Origin of the sequence: Kitasatospora sp. NPDC057904 (genome assembly GCF_042887925.1) — a bacterium.
Classification (GTDB): Bacteria; Actinomycetota; Actinomycetes; order Streptomycetales; family Streptomycetaceae; genus Kitasatospora.
The window spans coordinates 81,504-96,176 of the sequence record NZ_JBHVOL010000015.1 but is presented as its reverse complement, the minus strand read 5'-3'; the positions used below and the strand labels follow the sequence as shown (position 1 = coordinate 96,176).

The following is a 14,673-nucleotide window of genomic DNA, read 5'->3' as shown; positions in this document are numbered from 1 at the left end:
ACGGGCAGCTCCTCACGCCCCGGTCGCCACCGGCAGGGGCTCCAGGAACTCCGGCCGGTTGCCCAGCCGGTCGCCGGAGTGGAAGCGGCGTCGGCCGGGCAGGCCGGCGGGCCTGAACGACGATCACATCAGTACTCCGTCCGGAGACACGGAGCGAGGCCTGAACGGTCCATTACACAGTGTGGCGATGATCGGACCGTACGTTGGGTGGGTGGAGCAGAGCATCCGTACCCAGCCGCCAGGGCCCAGACGCCGTCCGCCGAACGGCAAGGGCGCCGCCGTCCCCGGTCCCGGGCGCGGCCCCGAGGCCGCCGGGGCCCCCTCCTCCCGGCTGCGGCCGGTGGCCGGGGCCCCCGCGAGCGTCCGCCCGGCCACCCCGAAACTGCGGCTGCGGCTGCCGCTGCGCGGGCGCGGCGACGCCCGGCTCTACGGGCGCCGCCGCACCGGGCGGCCCACCCGGCTGACCGCCGTCGGCACCGGCGTGGTCGGCGTGCTGGCGACCCTCGCGGTGGCCGGGGCCGACCGGCTGCTGTTCGACGGCCTCGGCTGGCTGTTCGGCCTCGGTTACGTGGTCGTCTGCTTCCAGCTGGCCGTCCGGGTGCGCTACGTCGACCTGCTCGCCGCGCCGATCAGCGGCCCGATCGCCTTCGCGCTCGCACTGTCGCTGCTCGCGCCGGTCAACTCCCCGGGCGTGACCGCCCAGGTGGTGGCGCTGGCGACCGGGCTCGCGCTGCGGGCCGGCTGGCTCTTCACCGGCACCGGGCTGGCCGCGCTGATCGTCCTCGCCCGGTTCGTCGCCCAGCGCCGGATCCAGCGCTCGCGCTGAGCGGCGCCCCCGCGGGCGGCCTCAGCCGGCCGCGCGGGCCGCGGCCATGGCGGCGCCGACGATGCCCGCGTCGTTGCGCAGCTCCGCGGGCACGACCCGGGCCCCGCGCTCGCGCAGCAGCGGCAGGAACTTCTGGTGCTTGCGGCTCACCCCGCCGCCGATCACGATCAGCTGCGGCGAGAACAGCATGTCCACCAGGTCCAGGTACTCGTCGACCCGCCCGGCCCACTGCTCCCAGCTCAGGTCGTGCCGCTCCTTCGCCGCCGAGGAGGCCCGGCGCTCGGCGTCCTTGCCGCGCAGCTCCAGGTGGCCCAGCTCGGTGTTGGGCACCAGCACGCCGTCCACGAAGAGCGCGCTGCCGATGCCGGTGCCGAAGGTGAGCACCAGGACCACGCCGGACTGCTCCCGGCCGGCGCCGTGCGCGGTCTCGGCGAGGCCGGCCGCGTCGGCGTCGTTGAGGACGGTCGCGGGCAGGTCCAGCGCCTCGCGGAACAGCCCCTCGGCGTCCAGGCCGATCCAGCCCTTGTCGACGTTGGCGGCCGTCCTGGTCCGGCCGTCGACCACCACGCCGGGGAAGGTCAGCCCGACCGGGCCCTCGTGGCCGAAGTGCCGGACCACCTCCCGGACGGCGGCGACCACGGCCTCGGGGGCGGACGGCTGCGGGGTGAGCACCTTGTGGCGTTCCTCGGCCAGGGCGCCGCGGCCCAGGTCGACCGGGGCGCCCTTGATGCCCGAACCGCCGATGTCCACTCCGAATACCGCCGTCATCACGACCGCCCTCCGCCGGATGCCGCGGACCGTCGTCCACAGCCTGTGCACAAAACTACGAGAGGCCGCGCGGCCGCGCACAGCAGAAAGGCCCGGCGCCCCGGGTGGGGCACCGGGCCTCGCGGCACGGCGTTACAGCTTGCCCGCGGCCTCGGCGCGCAGGTCGCGGCGCAGCTCCTTGGGCAGCGAGAAGGTCAGGTGCTCCTCGGCGGTCTTGACGGTCTCGACCGTGTCGTAGCCGCGGGCGGCCAGGAACTCCAGCACGCCGTCGACGAGGATCTCCGGCACCGAGGCGCCGCTGGTGAGGCCGACGGTCGTGACGCCCTCCAGCCACTCCTCGCGGATCTCCTCGGCGAAGTCCACCAGGTGGGCGGCCTTGGCGCCGTACTCCAGGCCGACCTCGACCAGGCGGACCGAGTTGGAGGAGTTCTTGGAGCCGACGACGATCAGCAGGTCGGTCTCGGGGGCGAGCTGCTTGACGGCGACCTGGCGGTTCTGGGTCGCGTAGCAGATGTCGTCGCTGGGCGGGCTGACCAGGAGCGGGAAGCGCTTCTTCAGCTCGCCGACGGTCGCCATGGTCTCGTCCACCGAGAGGGTGGTCTGGGACAGCCAGACGACCTTGGACTCGTCCCGGACCTGCACGTTGGCCACGTCCTCGGCGCCGTCCACCAGGTGGATCCGCTCCGGGGCCTCGCCCATCGTGCCGATGACCTCCTCGTGGCCCTCGTGGCCCACCAGCAGGATGTCGTAGTCCTCGTCGGCGAAGCGGACGGCCTCCTTGTGCACCTTGGTGACCAGGGGGCAGGTGGCGTCGATGGTGGCCAGCTTGCCGGCCTTCGCCTCGTCGTGGACGGACGGGGCGACCCCGTGCGCGGAGAAGACCACGATCGAGCCCTCGGGCACCTGCTCCGTCTCCTCGACGAAGACCGCGCCCTTCTTCTCCAGGGTCTGCACCACGTACTTGTTGTGGACGATCTGCTTGCGGACGTAGACGGGGGCCCCGTACTGCTCCAGGGCCTTCTCCACGGCGATCACGGCGCGGTCGACTCCCGCGCAGTAGCCCCGGGGGGCGGCGAGCAGGACACGGCGCTGCGCGGTGTTGGACATGGGTCCATCGTACGGGCGGCGGGGAGCCGCGCCGACGGGAGGCGCAATCCGGACGGATCCGGTCGCCGGTGCTCAAATGTGGTGCTCATGAGTGAGCGAATCGCGCAGGACGCCCAGGGCGGCGCGGGCGGCACGGGCGGCGAGGGCGGCCTGCGACGCAGCCTGGGCGTGCGCGACCTGATGGTCTACGGGCTGCTGTTCATCGCCCCGATGGCCCCGGTCGGCGTGTTCGGCGTGCTGGACGCCAAGAGCCGCGGCGCCGTCGCCACGGTGTACCTGGCGGCGACGGTCGCGATGGGCTTCACGGCGTTCTCGTACGCGCAGATGGTGCGCGCGGTGCCGCGGACCGGGTCGGTGTTCGCGTACGCACGGGCCGGGCTCGGCGAGGGGCCCGGGTTCGTCGCCGGGTGGATGGCGATGCTCGACTACCTGCTGATCCCCGCGGTCGCGTACCTCTTCTCGGGGATCGCGCTGCACTCGCTGGTGCCGGGCGTCTCGCGCTGGGTGTGGACGGCGCTCGCGGTCGTGGTGACCACGGCGCTCAACCTGGTCGGGGTCCGGACGGCGGCCTCGGTCGGCTTCGCGGTGCTCGCCATGGAGATCGCGGTGCTCACGGTGTTCGTCGTCGCGGCCGTGGTGGTGCTGGTCCAGGACGGCGCCCGGCGCGCCTGGGACACGCCGTTCACCGCCGTCGGCCCATTCTCGCTGACGGCGGTGATCTCGGCGGTGTCCGTCGCGGTGCTCTCCTACCTGGGCTTCGACGCGATCGCGACGTTCGTCGAGGAGGCGGTGGGGGCGTCGGCGGCGGTGGCGCGGGCGGTGCTGTGGTGCCTGGCGCTGGCCGGGGTGCTGTTCGTCGCGCAGACGTACCTGGCGGCGCTGCTGGAGCCGCTCACCCCGGCGCAGCTGGCGGCCGACCCGGTGGCGCAGGGTTCGGCGTTCTACGACACCGTGGAGGCCAGCGTCGGGCACTGGCTGCACGTGCTGGTGGCGGCGAGCAAGGCGATCGGCGCGGCCTTCGCGGCGCTGGCCGGGCAGGCGGCGGCCGGTCGGCTGGTCTTCGCGATGGGCCGCGAGGGGCGGCTGCCGCGGCTGCTCGGCTCGGTCGACCCGGTCTCGGCGGTGCCGCGCCGGGCGCTGCTCGCGGCGGCGGTGATCACGCTGGCGGCGGCGGTCTGGGCGGCGAACCGGGACGACGGCCTCGACCGGCTCACCTCGGTGGTGAACGTGGGCGCGCTGACCGCCTTCGCGCTCCTGCACGCCTCCGTCGTCGGCTGGTACGCGGTGCGGCACGGCTCGCGCGACCGGCTGCGGCACGTGGTGGTGCCGGTGCTGGGGATCGCGGTGATCGGGGCGGTGGTGTACGAGGCCTCGACGACGGCGCAGATCGTCGGGGTGGCGTGGCTGGCGGTCGGGCTGGTGGTGCTGGCCGTGCAGGGTTCGGTCGGCACGGGCGGCACGGGCGACGCGGGCGGAGACGCTGTCGGCGGGCGCCGTTAGGGCTCGTCGTCGAACTCCCGTCGTCCGCCCGGAGGGCGGGCGTGGCGGCGTTGGGGTGCGTGCATCGCAAGGCGGAGGAGGGAGTCCATGCGGAGCATCGGCGACCGACGACAACGCGGCGAGGCGCGTGCCCCAGCGCCGCCACGCAGACGGGAGTTTGACGACGGGCCCTAACCTCGTACGCATGGCCAACAGCAGCTCCCCTGAAGCCCCGCTCCCGGTCGGCAAGGTCTCCGCGCTGATCGGCGGCTGGATCGACCGGCTCGGCGCGGTGTGGGTGGAGGGGCAGATCACCCAGCTCAGCCGGCGGCCCGGGGCGGGCGTGGTGTTCCTGACCCTGCGCGACCCGCAGGCCGACGTGTCGCTCACGGTGACGTGCTTCCGGTCGGTCTTCGACCAGGTCGCGGACGTCGTGCAGGAGGGCGCACGGGTCGTCGTGCACGCCAAGCCGGAGTGGTACGCGGCGCGCGGGCAGCTGTCGCTGCGGGCCTCGGAGATCCGGCCGGTCGGGCTCGGCGAGCTGCTGGCCCGGCTGGAGCAGCTGAAGCGGCGGCTCGCCGGGGAGGGGCTGTTCGCGGCCGAGCGGAAGCGGCCGCTGCCGTTCCTGCCGCAGTGCGTCGGGCTGGTCACCGGGCGCGGCTCGGCGGCCGAGCGGGACGTCCTGGAGAACGCCCGGCGGCGCTGGCCGGCCGTCCGCTTCGAGGTGCGGAACGTGCCGGTGCAGGGCGTCAGCGCGGTGGAGCGGGTGAGCGCGGCCGTCCGGGAGCTGGACGAGCACCCCGAGGTGGACGTGATCATCGTGGCCCGGGGCGGCGGCAGCGTCGAGGACCTGCTGCCGTTCTCGGACGAGGGGCTGGTGCGGCTGGTCGCGGCGGCGCGGACGCCGGTGGTCAGCGCGATCGGGCACGAGCCGGACCAGCCGCTGCTGGACTTCGTCGCCGACCTGCGCGCGTCCACTCCGACCGACGCCGCCAAACGGGTGGTGCCGGACGTCGGCGAGGAGCTCGCCAAGGTGCTCCACCTGCGGGACCGGGCCCGGCGGTACGTCCACGGGCGGGTCGAGCGCGAGCAGCACGGGCTGGACGGCGTGCGCAGCCGCCCGGTGCTGGCCGCGCCGCACCGGATGCTGGACGGGCGGGGCCAGGAGGTGGACGGGCTGCTGGAGCGGGCCCGGCGCACCCTGCGGCACCGGCTGGACCACGCGCAGAGCGACCTCGGGCACACGCTGGCCCGGGTGGTCGCGCTCTCCCCCGCGGCCACCCTGGAGCGCGGCTACGCGGTGCTCCAGCGGGCGGACGGCACGGTGGTGACGGATCCGGGCCAGGTCGCCTCCGGGGAGGCGCTGCACGCCAGGGTGGCGGGCGGCGGGTTCGGCGTGACGGTGGCCGAGGAGGGGGCCTCCGCGGGCTAGAACGAGCGCCGGCGGGAGAGCGCCGTCGAGTGCTCGCCGAAGCCGAGGCTGCGGTAGAGCGCCTCGCCGCCACTGCTCGCGTGCAGGTCGATCCGGCCGACCCGGTGGTCGTCGAACCACTGCAGCAGCGCCTCGGTGCAGGCCCGGGCGTAGCCGCGCAGCCGGTGGCCGGGGTCGGTGCAGATGTTGAAGACGAAGCCGAAGCGGCCCTCCGGGTTGCCGGGCGCGGGCAGCCGCTCCTCCAGCGTGCCGACGGCGCAGGCGGCGAGCCGGCCGGGCCGCGCGGGGTCGTCGACGACGAAGGACGGCATGGTGAGCGCGCCGGCCGGGACGGCGAGGCGCTCGCGCAGCACCCGCTCGGCGGTGGCCTGCCAGGGGCCGGGGCCGGCCTGGGCGGCCATGCCCGGCATCGCTTCGAACATCAGGTTGCGCAGCCGGACCAGCTCGGGCGCGTCGGCCGGGGCGGCGGGGCGGACGTCGATCATGCGGCGGAGGGTAGTGCCGGGGCGCGGCCGTGCGCACCCGAATTCCACCCGGCGCGGCCGTTGTGCCGGCTCTGTCGGCGTGAGCCCCTAGTCTGGCTCGCATGGCAGAGCAGCAGGAGCAGGACCGCCCCGGCGAGGTGCCGCAGGGCGCGGACGACGCCCTCGGCTACGAGCACGCGCGGGACGCGCTGCTGGAGGTCGTCCGGCAGCTGGAGAACGGCGGCACGTCGCTGGAGGAGTCGCTGGCGCTCTGGGAGCGCGGCGAGCAGCTGGCGAAGGTCTGCCAGCGCTGGCTGGACGGTGCCCGTGCCCGGCTGGACGCCGCGCTGGCCGCCGAGGAGGGCACCGGGGCCGGGGAGTGACCGGCCCCGGGGGGGCACCGGCGTCACTTTCGAAGTGATGTGCGCCACATACCACTTGGGAATAGTTGAAACTTCACCTATGTTGGGAGCAGTGACCGACCGCGGTCGGCCACACCGACGACCCCCCTCCCGCATGAGGTGCAGAAGCATGACCACCGACGCCCTGGTACTCGACGCCGCCGCTCAGGACCTGCTGTTCCGCGAGGCGCGCACGGCGAACACCTTCACCGACGAGCCGGTCTCCGAGGAGCAGGTCCAGGCCATCTACGACCTGGTCAAGTACGGCCCGACCGCCTTCAACCAGCAGCCGCTGCGCGTCGTCCTGGTCCGCTCGGCCGAGGGCCGCGAGCGCCTGGTCCAGCACCTGGCGGACGGCAACAAGGCCAAGACCGCCGCCGCCCCGCTGGTCGCCATCCTGGCCGTGGACAACGAGTTCCACGAGGAGCTGCCGACCCAGTTCCCGCACTTCCCGCAGGCCAAGGACGTGTTCTTCTCGGAGCGCCCGGCCCGCGAGGGCTCCGCCCGCCTGAACGGCGCCCTGCAGGCCGGCTACTTCATCATCGGCGTCCGCGCCGCCGGCCTGGCCGCCGGCCCGATGACCGGCTTCGACGCCGAGGGCATCAACAAGGAGTTCTTCGGTGACGGCGAGCACTCGGTGCTGGCCGTGGTGAACATCGGCAAGCCGGGCGAGGACGCCTGGTTCCCGCGTTCGCCGCGCCTGGCCTACGACGAGGTCGTCACCACCGTCTGACGCGCCCGGCCATGCGGAAGGGCCCGCACCGGATCATCCGGTGGGGGCCCTTCGGCGTACGGCCTCTGCGGAGTACGGCCCCTGCGGCGCGCGGCCTGTTCGGCGCGCGGCCCGAACGGCCTACGGCCTACTTGAGCGCCTGCGCCAACTCGGCGAGCTCGTCGTACGAGGCGGTGCCGGTCAGGAGCGTCGTGCCGCCGCCGTCCTGCGAGGTCAGCGCGCGGGCCTTGGCGCCCTGCACGCGGTCCCACGTGCGGCCGGCCACCTCCGCGGTGCCGTCCGGCTTGGCGCCGTCGACCTTGTCCGACACCAGCGACTCGCGCGGGACGTCGCTCTGCTCGACCGCCGCGTACTGCCCGGACGGCGTGACGAAGCCCAGGTGCCAGGCGTTGCCCTTGCCGTTGCTCTGCGCGGCCGACTGGTAGCTGACCGACGTGGCGCGCCACTTGTCGGACAGCCCCTCCGGGGCAACCAGCTTGTACGGCGCGGCGCGCTTCGCGGTGGCCGCCTCGACCCGGTACTCGACCTTGTGCTGGGGCACGCTGTCCGCGTCGTGCGGGAGGAACAGGTACCCGATCCACACCACGCCGCCGACCGCCAGCATCGACAGGACCATGTCCCGCACGGTCTGCCGGCCCCTCATGCCCTTGCTCTCTCCTGCCACCCCCACATGGTGACTCATCCACACACCGGACAGGTCACCCGGGGTGCCCGCGTACGGGTGAAGCGGGACGAACCGGTGGTTACCGGGAGGGAGCCGGGCCGAGCGTGGCGACCCGCGCCACAGACAGTCATCTCTAAGGCAGATACGATCGCAGGACCCTCACCACGGCGTTCGACCAGGCAGTAGTCGGGCGCTCACTGGCCGTCGCGTACAGAGAGGTAACGACGATGACCACGCAGTACCCGCACCACCTTCCCAGTGCCCTTGAGGTTGCGCCCGAGGCTCCCGACCGGAACCTCGCGCTCGAACTCGTCCGGGTCACCGAGGCCGCGGCGATGGCAGCCGGCCGGTGGGTCGGCCGCGGCGACAAGAACGGCGCCGACGGCGCGGCCGTCAAGGCCATGCGCACCCTCGTCTCGACCGTCTCGATGAACGGCGTGGTCGTCATCGGCGAGGGCGAGAAGGACGAGGCCCCGATGCTCTACAACGGCGAGCGGGTCGGCGACGGCACCGGCGCCGAGTGCGACGTCGCGGTCGACCCGGTCGACGGCACGACGCTCACCGCCAAGGGCATGAACAACGCCGTCGCGGTGCTCGCGGTCGCCGACCGCGGCACGATGTTCGACCCCAGCGCCGTGTTCTACATGGACAAGCTGGTCGCCGGGCCGGAGGCCGCCGACTTCGTCGACATCACCGCCCCGCCGGCCGTCAACATCCGCCGGGTCGCCAAGGCCAAGGGCAGTGCCGTCGAGGACGTCACGGTCGTCGTCCTCGACCGCCCGCGCCACGACGGTCTGGTCCGCCAGATCCGCGAGGCGGGCGCCCGGATCAAGTTCATCTCGGACGGCGACGTGGCCGGCGCCATCATGGCCGCCCGCGAGGGCACCGGCGTCGACCTGCTGATGGGCGTCGGCGGCACCCCCGAGGGCATCATCGCGGCCTGCGCGATGAAGTGCATGGGCGGCGTGATCCAGGGCCGCCTGTGGCCCAAGGACGACGCCGAGCGGCAGAAGGCCCTCGACGCCGGGCACGACCTCGACCGGGTCCTCACCACCGACGACCTGGTCAGCGGCGAGAACGTGTTCTTCGTCGCGACCGGCATCACCGACGGCGAGCTGCTGCGCGGCGTCCACTACCGCTCGGAGACCGCCACCACCAGCTCGCTGGTGATGCGTTCCAAGAGCGGCACCATCCGCGAGATCCACTCCACCCACAAGCTGTCCAAGCTGCGGGCCTACAGCGCGATCGACTTCGACCGCGCCAACTGAGGCTCCAAGGCCTGGAGTTCACAGCCCGACACGACGCGGCCCCGGCGGAATCCCCCTCCGCCGGGGCCGCGGCGCGTTCCGGCGCGCGATCCGGCGCCGTCAGCCCGCTATCCGCCGGTGGGCCGTCGACACCCGGGCCGCCTCGCGCAGCTCCGACTCCCGGCGGCGGCGACGGGCCAGCACCACGCGCCGCTCGGCGGCCGTCAGCCCACCCCAGACGCCGTACGGCTCCGGCTGCGCCAGCGCGTGCTCACGGCACTCCAGCAGCACCGGGCAGCGGGCGCAGACCCGCTTCGCCTGGTCCTCGCGCGACAGCCGGGCCGCCGTCGGCTCCTTGGACGGCGCGAAGAACAGCCCCACCTCGTCCCGACGGCACGCGGCGCCGGTGTGCCAGGGGTTGTCCTCCCCCTGGGGCCCCTGACCGGCCGGTGAGCCCTGCGGCTGCGGGCGGCTGTCGGGGCGGGGCTCCAACAGCTGCGCGGCGGCGACGGGCGAGGTGGTGCGGGACTCGATCGGATGCAGCACGGCCGTACTCCTGACGAGACTCTCGGACACGGGGAAGCTCGCTCCCCTGCCCGGCTGCGAGCCCCCGCTCTCCACCCCCGGGCCGGCCGCTGGCCGCCCCCGGTGCGCAGCCGTACAAGAAGCGATGTGCGAGAGGGAATACCCCGCCGGGCCGCGATTCATGCACACTGCACGCAATCGACTACTCGCTGCACCCGCCGCAACGCCGAGTGCCCGGCCGGGAGTTGCTCCCACGGCCGGGCACCGGTCGGATCACGCGCAGGTCGGCGGCCGGACAGTCGCCGGCCAACGCCCGCTACTCGACGCCGAGTTGCTTGCGCACCCACTCCTTGAGCTTCTTGCCCCGGCGCGGCTTGGCGTCGCAGCCGCCGAAGATCGCCGTGCCCCGGATCCGGACCACCGGGGCGTAAGGGTCCGCCGCCGTCTGCTCCTTGACGTCGAAGCCGCCGAAGATGCCGACGCCGCCGCCGTGCAGGCTGACGTTCTCCGGCACCCGGACCTCGACGCCGCCGAACAGCGCCAGCACGTCGATGACGACCTCCGGCGACTCGAAGACGGCGTCGCTCAGGTCGATGTCCACGCCGCCGAAGACCGCGACCACCTTCAGGTGCGAGCCGACCCGCCAGCGGCCCTTGCGGGACGCCCCGCCGAAGATCGCCACCATCTGGGGCGCCTCCTGACGGGCCGGCGGCTGCGCCGGGACGGACGGGCGGGCGGCGGGGGCGTCCAGCGGCGGCTTCTCGAAGGAGAGCGGACGGTGGCTGGGCAGGTCGCGGGTGAGCGGCGCCAGCTCGCCCAGGGTCTTCGCCGCGTACGCGGCCTCGATGCGCTCGGCGTGCTCGTCGACGTCCAGCCGGCCCTCGGCGTAGGCGTCGCGCAGCAGGTCGGCCACCCGCTCGCGGTCGGCGTCCGAGGCCCGCAGCTCGGCCTCGGCCACCGGGGCGTGCACGGGCGCCGGCGCCGGCCGGTCCGGCCGCTCGGGCCGGGGCTGCGGTTCGGGATGGTTCTCGGGCTTGGTCATCGGCACGGGCGCCGGCACGGGCGGCCGACCCTGATCGTCCTGCGGCGGCGAGTTGTCCACGGGCCAAGACTAGTCGCTCGCACTGCTGCCCGAGTGAGCCCGGTCACGCAAGGCGGACCTGTCCGCGTGCACGCGATCGCCGGGTCCTACCCTGGATGGTGCTTCGCCGACGCAGCCGGATCACTGGAAACCTAAGGACCGCCCCCATGGCTCCCACGCCAGACTTCGAGTACAGCGACCTGCTCCCCCTGGGCGCTGACCCGACCCCGTACCGCAAGCTCACCTCCGAGGGCGTCTCCACCTTCGAGGCCGGCGGCCGCACCTTCCTCCAGGTCGAGCCCGAGGCGCTGCGCCTGCTCACCGCCGAGGCGATGCACGACATCTCGCACTACCTGCGCCCCGCGCACCTCGCCCAGCTGCGCCGCATCCTGGACGACCCGGAGGCCAGCCCCAACGACCGCTTCGTCGCGCTGGACCTGCTGAAGAACGTCAACATCTCGGCCGGCGGCATCCTGCCGATGTGCCAGGACACCGGCACCGCGATCGTCATGGGCAAGCGCGGCCAGAACGTGCTCACCTCCGGCGCCGACGAGTCCGCCATCGCGCGCGGCGTGTACGACGCGTACACCAAGCTCAACCTGCGCTACTCCCAGATGGCCCCGGTGACCATGTGGGACGAGAAGAACACCGGCAACAACCTGCCGGCCCAGATCGAGCTGTACGCCACCGACGGCGACGCGTACAAGTTCCTGTTCATGGCCAAGGGCGGCGGCTCCGCCAACAAGTCGTACCTGTACCAGGAGACGAAGGCCATCCTGAACGAGGCGAGCATGCTCTCGTTCCTGGAGCAGAAGATCCGCTCGCTCGGCACCGCCGCGTGCCCGCCGTACCACCTGGCCATCGTGATCGGCGGCACCAGCGCCGAGTTCGCGCTCAAGACCGCCAAGTACGCCTCGGCGCACTACCTCGACCACCTGCCGACCTCCGGCGACGCGAAGACCGGGCACGGCTTCCGCGACCTGGAGCTGGAGCAGAAGGTCACCGAGCTGACCCAGAAGATCGGCATCGGCGCGCAGTTCGGCGGCAAGTACTTCTGCCACGACGTGCGCGTCGTGCGCCTGCCGCGCCACGGCGCCTCGCTGCCGGTCGCCATGGCCGTCTCCTGTTCCGCCGACCGCCAGGCGCTCGGCAAGATCACCGCCGAGGGCGTGTTCCTGGAGCAGCTGGAGACGGACCCGGCCAAGTACCTGCCGGACACCACCGACGAGCACCTGGACGACGACGTGGTGCGCGTCGACCTCGACCAGCCGATGTCCGCGATCCGCAGCGAGCTGTCCAAGTACCCGGTGAAGACCCGGCTCTCGCTCACCGGCACGCTCGTCGTCGCCCGCGACATCGCGCACGCCAAGATCAAGGAGCGCCTGGACGCCGGCGAGGGCATGCCCAAGTACCTCCAGGACCACCCGGTCTACTACGCGGGCCCGGCCAAGACCCCCGAGGGCTACGCCTCCGGCTCCTTCGGCCCCACCACGGCGGGCCGGATGGACTCCTACGTCGACCAGTTCCAGGCGGCCGGCGGCTCGATGGTCATGCTCGCCAAGGGCAACCGCAGCAAGCAGGTCACCGACGCGTGCGCCGCGCACGGCGGCTTCTACCTCGGCTCGATCGGCGGCCCGGCGGCCCGGCTCGCCCAGGACTGCATCAAGAAGGTCGAGGTCCTGGAGTACGCCGAGCTCGGCATGGAGGCCGTCTGGCGCATCGAGGTCGAGGACTTCCCGGCCTTCATCGTCGTCGACGACAAGGGCAACGACTTCTTCCGCGAGACCACCGAGGGCCCGCTGATCACCAACCTCCGGGTGCGCTCGAAGGAGTAGCCCTCCCCCGGTCCCGTCCCACCGCCCCGGCCGCCTCCGTGCGCCCGGGGCGGTTTCGGATACCGGCGCGGGCTGAACGTGGGTACCGTGGATGAGAGAGGTGGATCACCCACATCGTCCACGGAGGCGCGCAGGTGAGTATGACCAACATCGATGTCGACGACACGATCCTTGCGGAGGCCATGCGGTTGATGGGGACGACGACGAAGAAGGACACGGTCAACAACGCCCTCGCCGACTACGTCAACCGACTGAAGCGGCTGGAGGCTCTGGAGAAGCTGTCCCGCCGAGCCGCCGCAGGCGAGTTCGAGCCGACCGTCCGGGTCTACGAGGCCCGCAAGCGGGCGCAGCGGGAGGAAGCCGAATGATCGACAGCTTCCTGATCGACACCTCGGCCTATGTGCGACTGGTGTCGGACCGTGAGCTTCGGTCGCAGTGGTGGGGACACATCGAGTCCGGCCTGATCAGGATCAGCAAGTCCACCAGGACCGAGATCCTCTTCTCCGCCCGGAACTCGGCGCATCGGGACGACTTGGAGGACGAACTCGCGGCACTGTTCGGCCCGACCGTCGGTGCCCCGAAGTCAATCTGGGAGTGGATCGACACCGCCCAGTACAAGCTGACCCAGAAAGGCCAGCACCGAGCGGCCGGGCTGGCAGACCTGCTGCTGGCCGGCACCGCCGTCCACCACGACATGACCGTCCTGCACCTGGACGACGACTTCGCCACCGTCGCTCGGGTCATCACCGATCTCCGCGAGCAGGACATCCGACGGCCGGCCGTCGGCTGACGGTCACAGCGGAGCTCACGCGTCGAAGTCGTACTCCAGCACGTAGGACGCGGCGTCGAGGATCATCTCGTTCAGCTCGACGACCTGGCCCTCGTCGGCGAAGGCGGTGCGGCAGATCAGGATCACCGGGGTGCCGGCGGTCAGGTCCAGGCGCACGCCCTCCTCGGCGCTCGGCATGCGCGAGCGCACCTCCTCGCGGAAGTGGACGGGCTTCGCGCCGATCTCGGCGAGGCGGGCGTAGGTGCCGCCCGGGCCGGTGTCCTCGCGGGTGATCGCCGTCCCGGCGACCAGGACCGCCGGGAGGTAGGACGTGGACAGCAGCACCGGCTTGCCGTCCAGGACGAAGCGGCGGTGGCGCACGCACATCGGCTCGCCCGGGTCGACGCCGAGGACGCGGGCCACGTGCTCGGGCGCGCCGCGCTCGGTGACCGACACCTGGTCGACGACGAGGGTGCGCCGGTCGATGTCCGCGGACCATATCGACCGCCCGGAGCCCCACTGACCCTGCGCGAGCCGCTGGATCCCGTGCCGGCGCAGCGGGCGGAAGTCCCGCACGAACACCCCGGCGCCCCGGCGGGCCTCGGCGATGCCCTCGCTCTGCAGCACCCCGAGGGCCTGGCGGGCGGTCATCCGGGCGACGCCGTACTCGTCCATGAGGTCGTTCTCGCCCGGCAGCCGGTCGCCCGCGCGGTACTCGCCGGCGTCGATGGCCGCCCTGAGCGTGTCGGCGATCCGCTGGTACTTGGGCTGCTTGTCGCCACTGCTGCCGGTCATCGCCGCTCCCTCTCCCTCTCGGAAATCGTAGGCGCGCCCGCGGTCGCAAGTAAGCGGATACGACCGTTGACATCTCTAGAGATATTAGCTTCTCTAGAGATGCTGGGTAGTCGCCGAGCGTCACCACGGACGCGCGGACGGCGACCGCAGAGCTAGGGAGGGTTCGGTGAATCCCCGTCAGCGCAACGCCGCCGCCTACCGGCCGCACGCGGGTGACCGCGTCCTCGACCGCAGGACCGGGCGCACCGGCATCTACATGGACACCATCGGCGGCGAGCACTACCTCCGCCCCGAGTCCGGCGGCCGCGAATGGACCGCCGACCCGACCCACGTCACCCCGGCCCCCGCCCCGAGCCCCGCCCCGGCCGACGACGGCCCGGACTCCGATCCGACCGGAAGACCCCGCCGCCCCGCCCGCGGCCGCTGCCGCCACCTCGGCGGGGAGCGCGCCGGCTAGCGGCACGGAACGAGATCGTCATTCGTTAAAATGGCGACAACCGCCATTGCCCTGCAAAATCCAGCAAAACGGCCATTCAAGACATCGCGC

At 72.9% G+C, this 14,673-nt stretch carries 17 protein-coding genes; 10 read left to right on the top strand and 7 right to left on the bottom strand.

Going from position 1 to position 14,673, the window contains the following annotated elements:
• Positions 1-211 precede the first annotated feature (211 nt).
• A complete protein-coding gene (locus ACFVSN_RS31450; RefSeq protein WP_380441637.1) occupies positions 212-826 on the top strand; it encodes a DUF6542 domain-containing protein in 615 nt (204 codons plus the stop codon).
• 21 nt (positions 827-847) lie between these two features.
• On the opposite strand, the gene ppgK is transcribed toward ACFVSN_RS31450, so the two are convergent.
• Both ppgK and ACFVSN_RS31440 read right to left on the bottom strand, forming a co-directional pair.
• Positions 848-1,594 (bottom strand): polyphosphate--glucose phosphotransferase, encoded by a 747-nt coding sequence (gene ppgK / locus ACFVSN_RS31445; protein WP_380441635.1) that lies wholly within the window; start codon positions 1,592-1,594, stop codon positions 848-850.
• A 132-nt stretch (positions 1,595-1,726) separates the two neighbouring features.
• Positions 1,727-2,701 carry a 4-hydroxy-3-methylbut-2-enyl diphosphate reductase gene (locus ACFVSN_RS31440; RefSeq protein ID WP_380441633.1) on the bottom strand — a complete coding sequence of 325 codons (975 nt, stop codon included), beginning with the start codon at positions 2,699-2,701 and terminating at the stop codon, positions 1,727-1,729.
• A gap of 87 nt (positions 2,702-2,788) precedes the next feature.
• Between ACFVSN_RS31440 and ACFVSN_RS31435 the strand changes: the two genes are divergently transcribed.
• Together ACFVSN_RS31435 and xseA are read left to right on the top strand one after the other, a co-directional pair.
• Positions 2,789-4,201 (top strand): APC family permease, encoded by a 1,413-nt coding sequence (locus ACFVSN_RS31435; RefSeq protein WP_387595916.1) that lies wholly within the window; start codon positions 2,789-2,791, stop codon positions 4,199-4,201.
• 184 nt (positions 4,202-4,385) lie between these two features.
• On the top strand, positions 4,386-5,612 hold the full coding sequence (xseA, locus tag ACFVSN_RS31430) for an exodeoxyribonuclease VII large subunit (protein ID WP_380441628.1): 1,227 nt from the start codon (positions 4,386-4,388) through the stop codon (positions 5,610-5,612).
• On the opposite strand, the gene ACFVSN_RS31425 is transcribed toward xseA, so the two are convergent.
• A complete protein-coding gene (locus ACFVSN_RS31425) occupies positions 5,609-6,097 on the bottom strand; it encodes a GNAT family N-acetyltransferase (protein WP_387595919.1) in 489 nt (162 codons plus the stop codon). The two genes, xseA and ACFVSN_RS31425, sit on opposite strands and share 4 nt — an antisense overlap.
• 101 nt (positions 6,098-6,198) lie before the next feature.
• On the opposite strand from ACFVSN_RS31425, the gene ACFVSN_RS31420 reads away from it, so the two are divergent.
• Positions 6,199-6,459 (top strand): exodeoxyribonuclease VII small subunit, encoded by a 261-nt coding sequence (locus ACFVSN_RS31420; RefSeq protein WP_380441625.1) that lies wholly within the window; start codon positions 6,199-6,201, stop codon positions 6,457-6,459.
• Between the two features lie 148 nt (positions 6,460-6,607).
• Positions 6,608-7,210 carry a malonic semialdehyde reductase gene (locus tag ACFVSN_RS31415; RefSeq protein WP_380441623.1) on the top strand — a complete coding sequence of 201 codons (603 nt, stop codon included), beginning with the start codon at positions 6,608-6,610 and terminating at the stop codon, positions 7,208-7,210.
• A gap of 127 nt (positions 7,211-7,337) precedes the next feature.
• On the opposite strand, the gene ACFVSN_RS31410 is transcribed toward ACFVSN_RS31415, so the two are convergent.
• Positions 7,338-7,853: a DUF4245 domain-containing protein gene (locus ACFVSN_RS31410; RefSeq protein ID WP_380441621.1), complete on the bottom strand. Its 516-nt coding sequence runs from the start codon at positions 7,851-7,853 to the stop codon at positions 7,338-7,340.
• 248 nt (positions 7,854-8,101) lie between these two features.
• Here ACFVSN_RS31410 and glpX point away from each other — a divergent pair, with 248 nt between their 5' ends.
• Positions 8,102-9,142, top strand: coding sequence for a class II fructose-bisphosphatase (gene glpX, locus ACFVSN_RS31405; RefSeq protein WP_359963404.1), 1,041 nt, complete (start codon positions 8,102-8,104; stop codon positions 9,140-9,142).
• Positions 9,143-9,241: 99 nt separating this feature from the next.
• On the opposite strand, the gene ACFVSN_RS31400 is transcribed toward glpX, so the two are convergent.
• On the bottom strand, positions 9,242-9,616 hold the full coding sequence (locus tag ACFVSN_RS31400) for a WhiB family transcriptional regulator (RefSeq protein ID WP_380441661.1): 375 nt from the start codon (positions 9,614-9,616) through the stop codon (positions 9,242-9,244).
• Between the two features lie 346 nt (positions 9,617-9,962).
• The gene (locus tag ACFVSN_RS31395) at positions 9,963-10,688 is read right to left on the bottom strand and encodes a DUF1707 domain-containing protein (RefSeq protein ID WP_387595979.1); all 726 of its coding nucleotides are present in this window, start codon (positions 10,686-10,688) and stop codon (positions 9,963-9,965) included.
• Positions 10,689-10,894: 206 nt separating this feature from the next.
• On the opposite strand from ACFVSN_RS31395, the gene ACFVSN_RS31390 reads away from it, so the two are divergent.
• The 3 genes from ACFVSN_RS31390 (at position 10,895) to ACFVSN_RS31380 (ending at position 13,352) form a co-directional block, all read left to right on the top strand.
• Positions 10,895-12,562: a fumarate hydratase gene (locus tag ACFVSN_RS31390; protein ID WP_380441619.1), complete on the top strand. Its 1,668-nt coding sequence runs from the start codon at positions 10,895-10,897 to the stop codon at positions 12,560-12,562.
• 134 nt (positions 12,563-12,696) lie between these two features.
• On the top strand, positions 12,697-12,930 hold the full coding sequence (locus ACFVSN_RS31385) for a type II toxin-antitoxin system VapB family antitoxin (RefSeq protein WP_380441617.1): 234 nt from the start codon (positions 12,697-12,699) through the stop codon (positions 12,928-12,930).
• Positions 12,930-13,352, top strand: a complete 423-nt coding sequence (locus ACFVSN_RS31380) for a PIN domain-containing protein (protein ID WP_380441657.1) — start codon at positions 12,930-12,932, stop codon at positions 13,350-13,352. Before ACFVSN_RS31385 ends, ACFVSN_RS31380 begins: the two co-directional genes overlap by 1 nt.
• Positions 13,353-13,367: 15 nt before the next feature.
• Here ACFVSN_RS31380 and ACFVSN_RS31375 read toward each other — a convergent pair whose 3' ends face one another.
• Complete coding sequence (locus tag ACFVSN_RS31375) at positions 13,368-14,126, bottom strand: GntR family transcriptional regulator (RefSeq protein ID WP_380441615.1); 759 nt, start codon at positions 14,124-14,126, stop codon at positions 13,368-13,370.
• Between the two features lie 166 nt (positions 14,127-14,292).
• Between ACFVSN_RS31375 and ACFVSN_RS31370 the strand changes: the two genes are divergently transcribed.
• Positions 14,293-14,583 (top strand): hypothetical protein, encoded by a 291-nt coding sequence (locus ACFVSN_RS31370; RefSeq protein WP_387595927.1) that lies wholly within the window; start codon positions 14,293-14,295, stop codon positions 14,581-14,583.
• The last annotated feature ends 90 nt before the right edge of the window (positions 14,584-14,673 follow it).

Bases quoted from the DNA above. Each gene is read 5' to 3' on its own strand.
- ppgK (WP_380441635.1), bottom strand. From the start codon at position 1,594: ATGACGGCGGTATTCGGAGTGGACATCGGCGGTTCGGGCATCAAGGGC.
- ACFVSN_RS31440 (WP_380441633.1), bottom strand. From the start codon at position 2,701: ATGTCCAACACCGCGCAGCGCCGTGTCCTGCTCGCCGCCCCCCGGGGC.
- ACFVSN_RS31435 (WP_387595916.1), top strand. From the start codon at position 2,789: ATGAGTGAGCGAATCGCGCAGGACGCCCAGGGCGGCGCGGGCGGCACG.
- xseA (WP_380441628.1), top strand. From the start codon at position 4,386: ATGGCCAACAGCAGCTCCCCTGAAGCCCCGCTCCCGGTCGGCAAGGTC.
- ACFVSN_RS31425 (WP_387595919.1), bottom strand. From the start codon at position 6,097: ATGATCGACGTCCGCCCCGCCGCCCCGGCCGACGCGCCCGAGCTGGTC.
- ACFVSN_RS31420 (WP_380441625.1), top strand. From the start codon at position 6,199: ATGGCAGAGCAGCAGGAGCAGGACCGCCCCGGCGAGGTGCCGCAGGGC.
- ACFVSN_RS31415 (WP_380441623.1), top strand. From the start codon at position 6,608: ATGACCACCGACGCCCTGGTACTCGACGCCGCCGCTCAGGACCTGCTG.
- ACFVSN_RS31410 (WP_380441621.1), bottom strand. From the start codon at position 7,853: ATGAGGGGCCGGCAGACCGTGCGGGACATGGTCCTGTCGATGCTGGCG.
- glpX (WP_359963404.1), top strand. From the start codon at position 8,102: ATGACCACGCAGTACCCGCACCACCTTCCCAGTGCCCTTGAGGTTGCG.
- ACFVSN_RS31395 (WP_387595979.1), bottom strand. From the start codon at position 10,688: ATGACCAAGCCCGAGAACCATCCCGAACCGCAGCCCCGGCCCGAGCGG.
- ACFVSN_RS31390 (WP_380441619.1), top strand. From the start codon at position 10,895: ATGGCTCCCACGCCAGACTTCGAGTACAGCGACCTGCTCCCCCTGGGC.
- ACFVSN_RS31375 (WP_380441615.1), bottom strand. From the start codon at position 14,126: ATGACCGGCAGCAGTGGCGACAAGCAGCCCAAGTACCAGCGGATCGCC.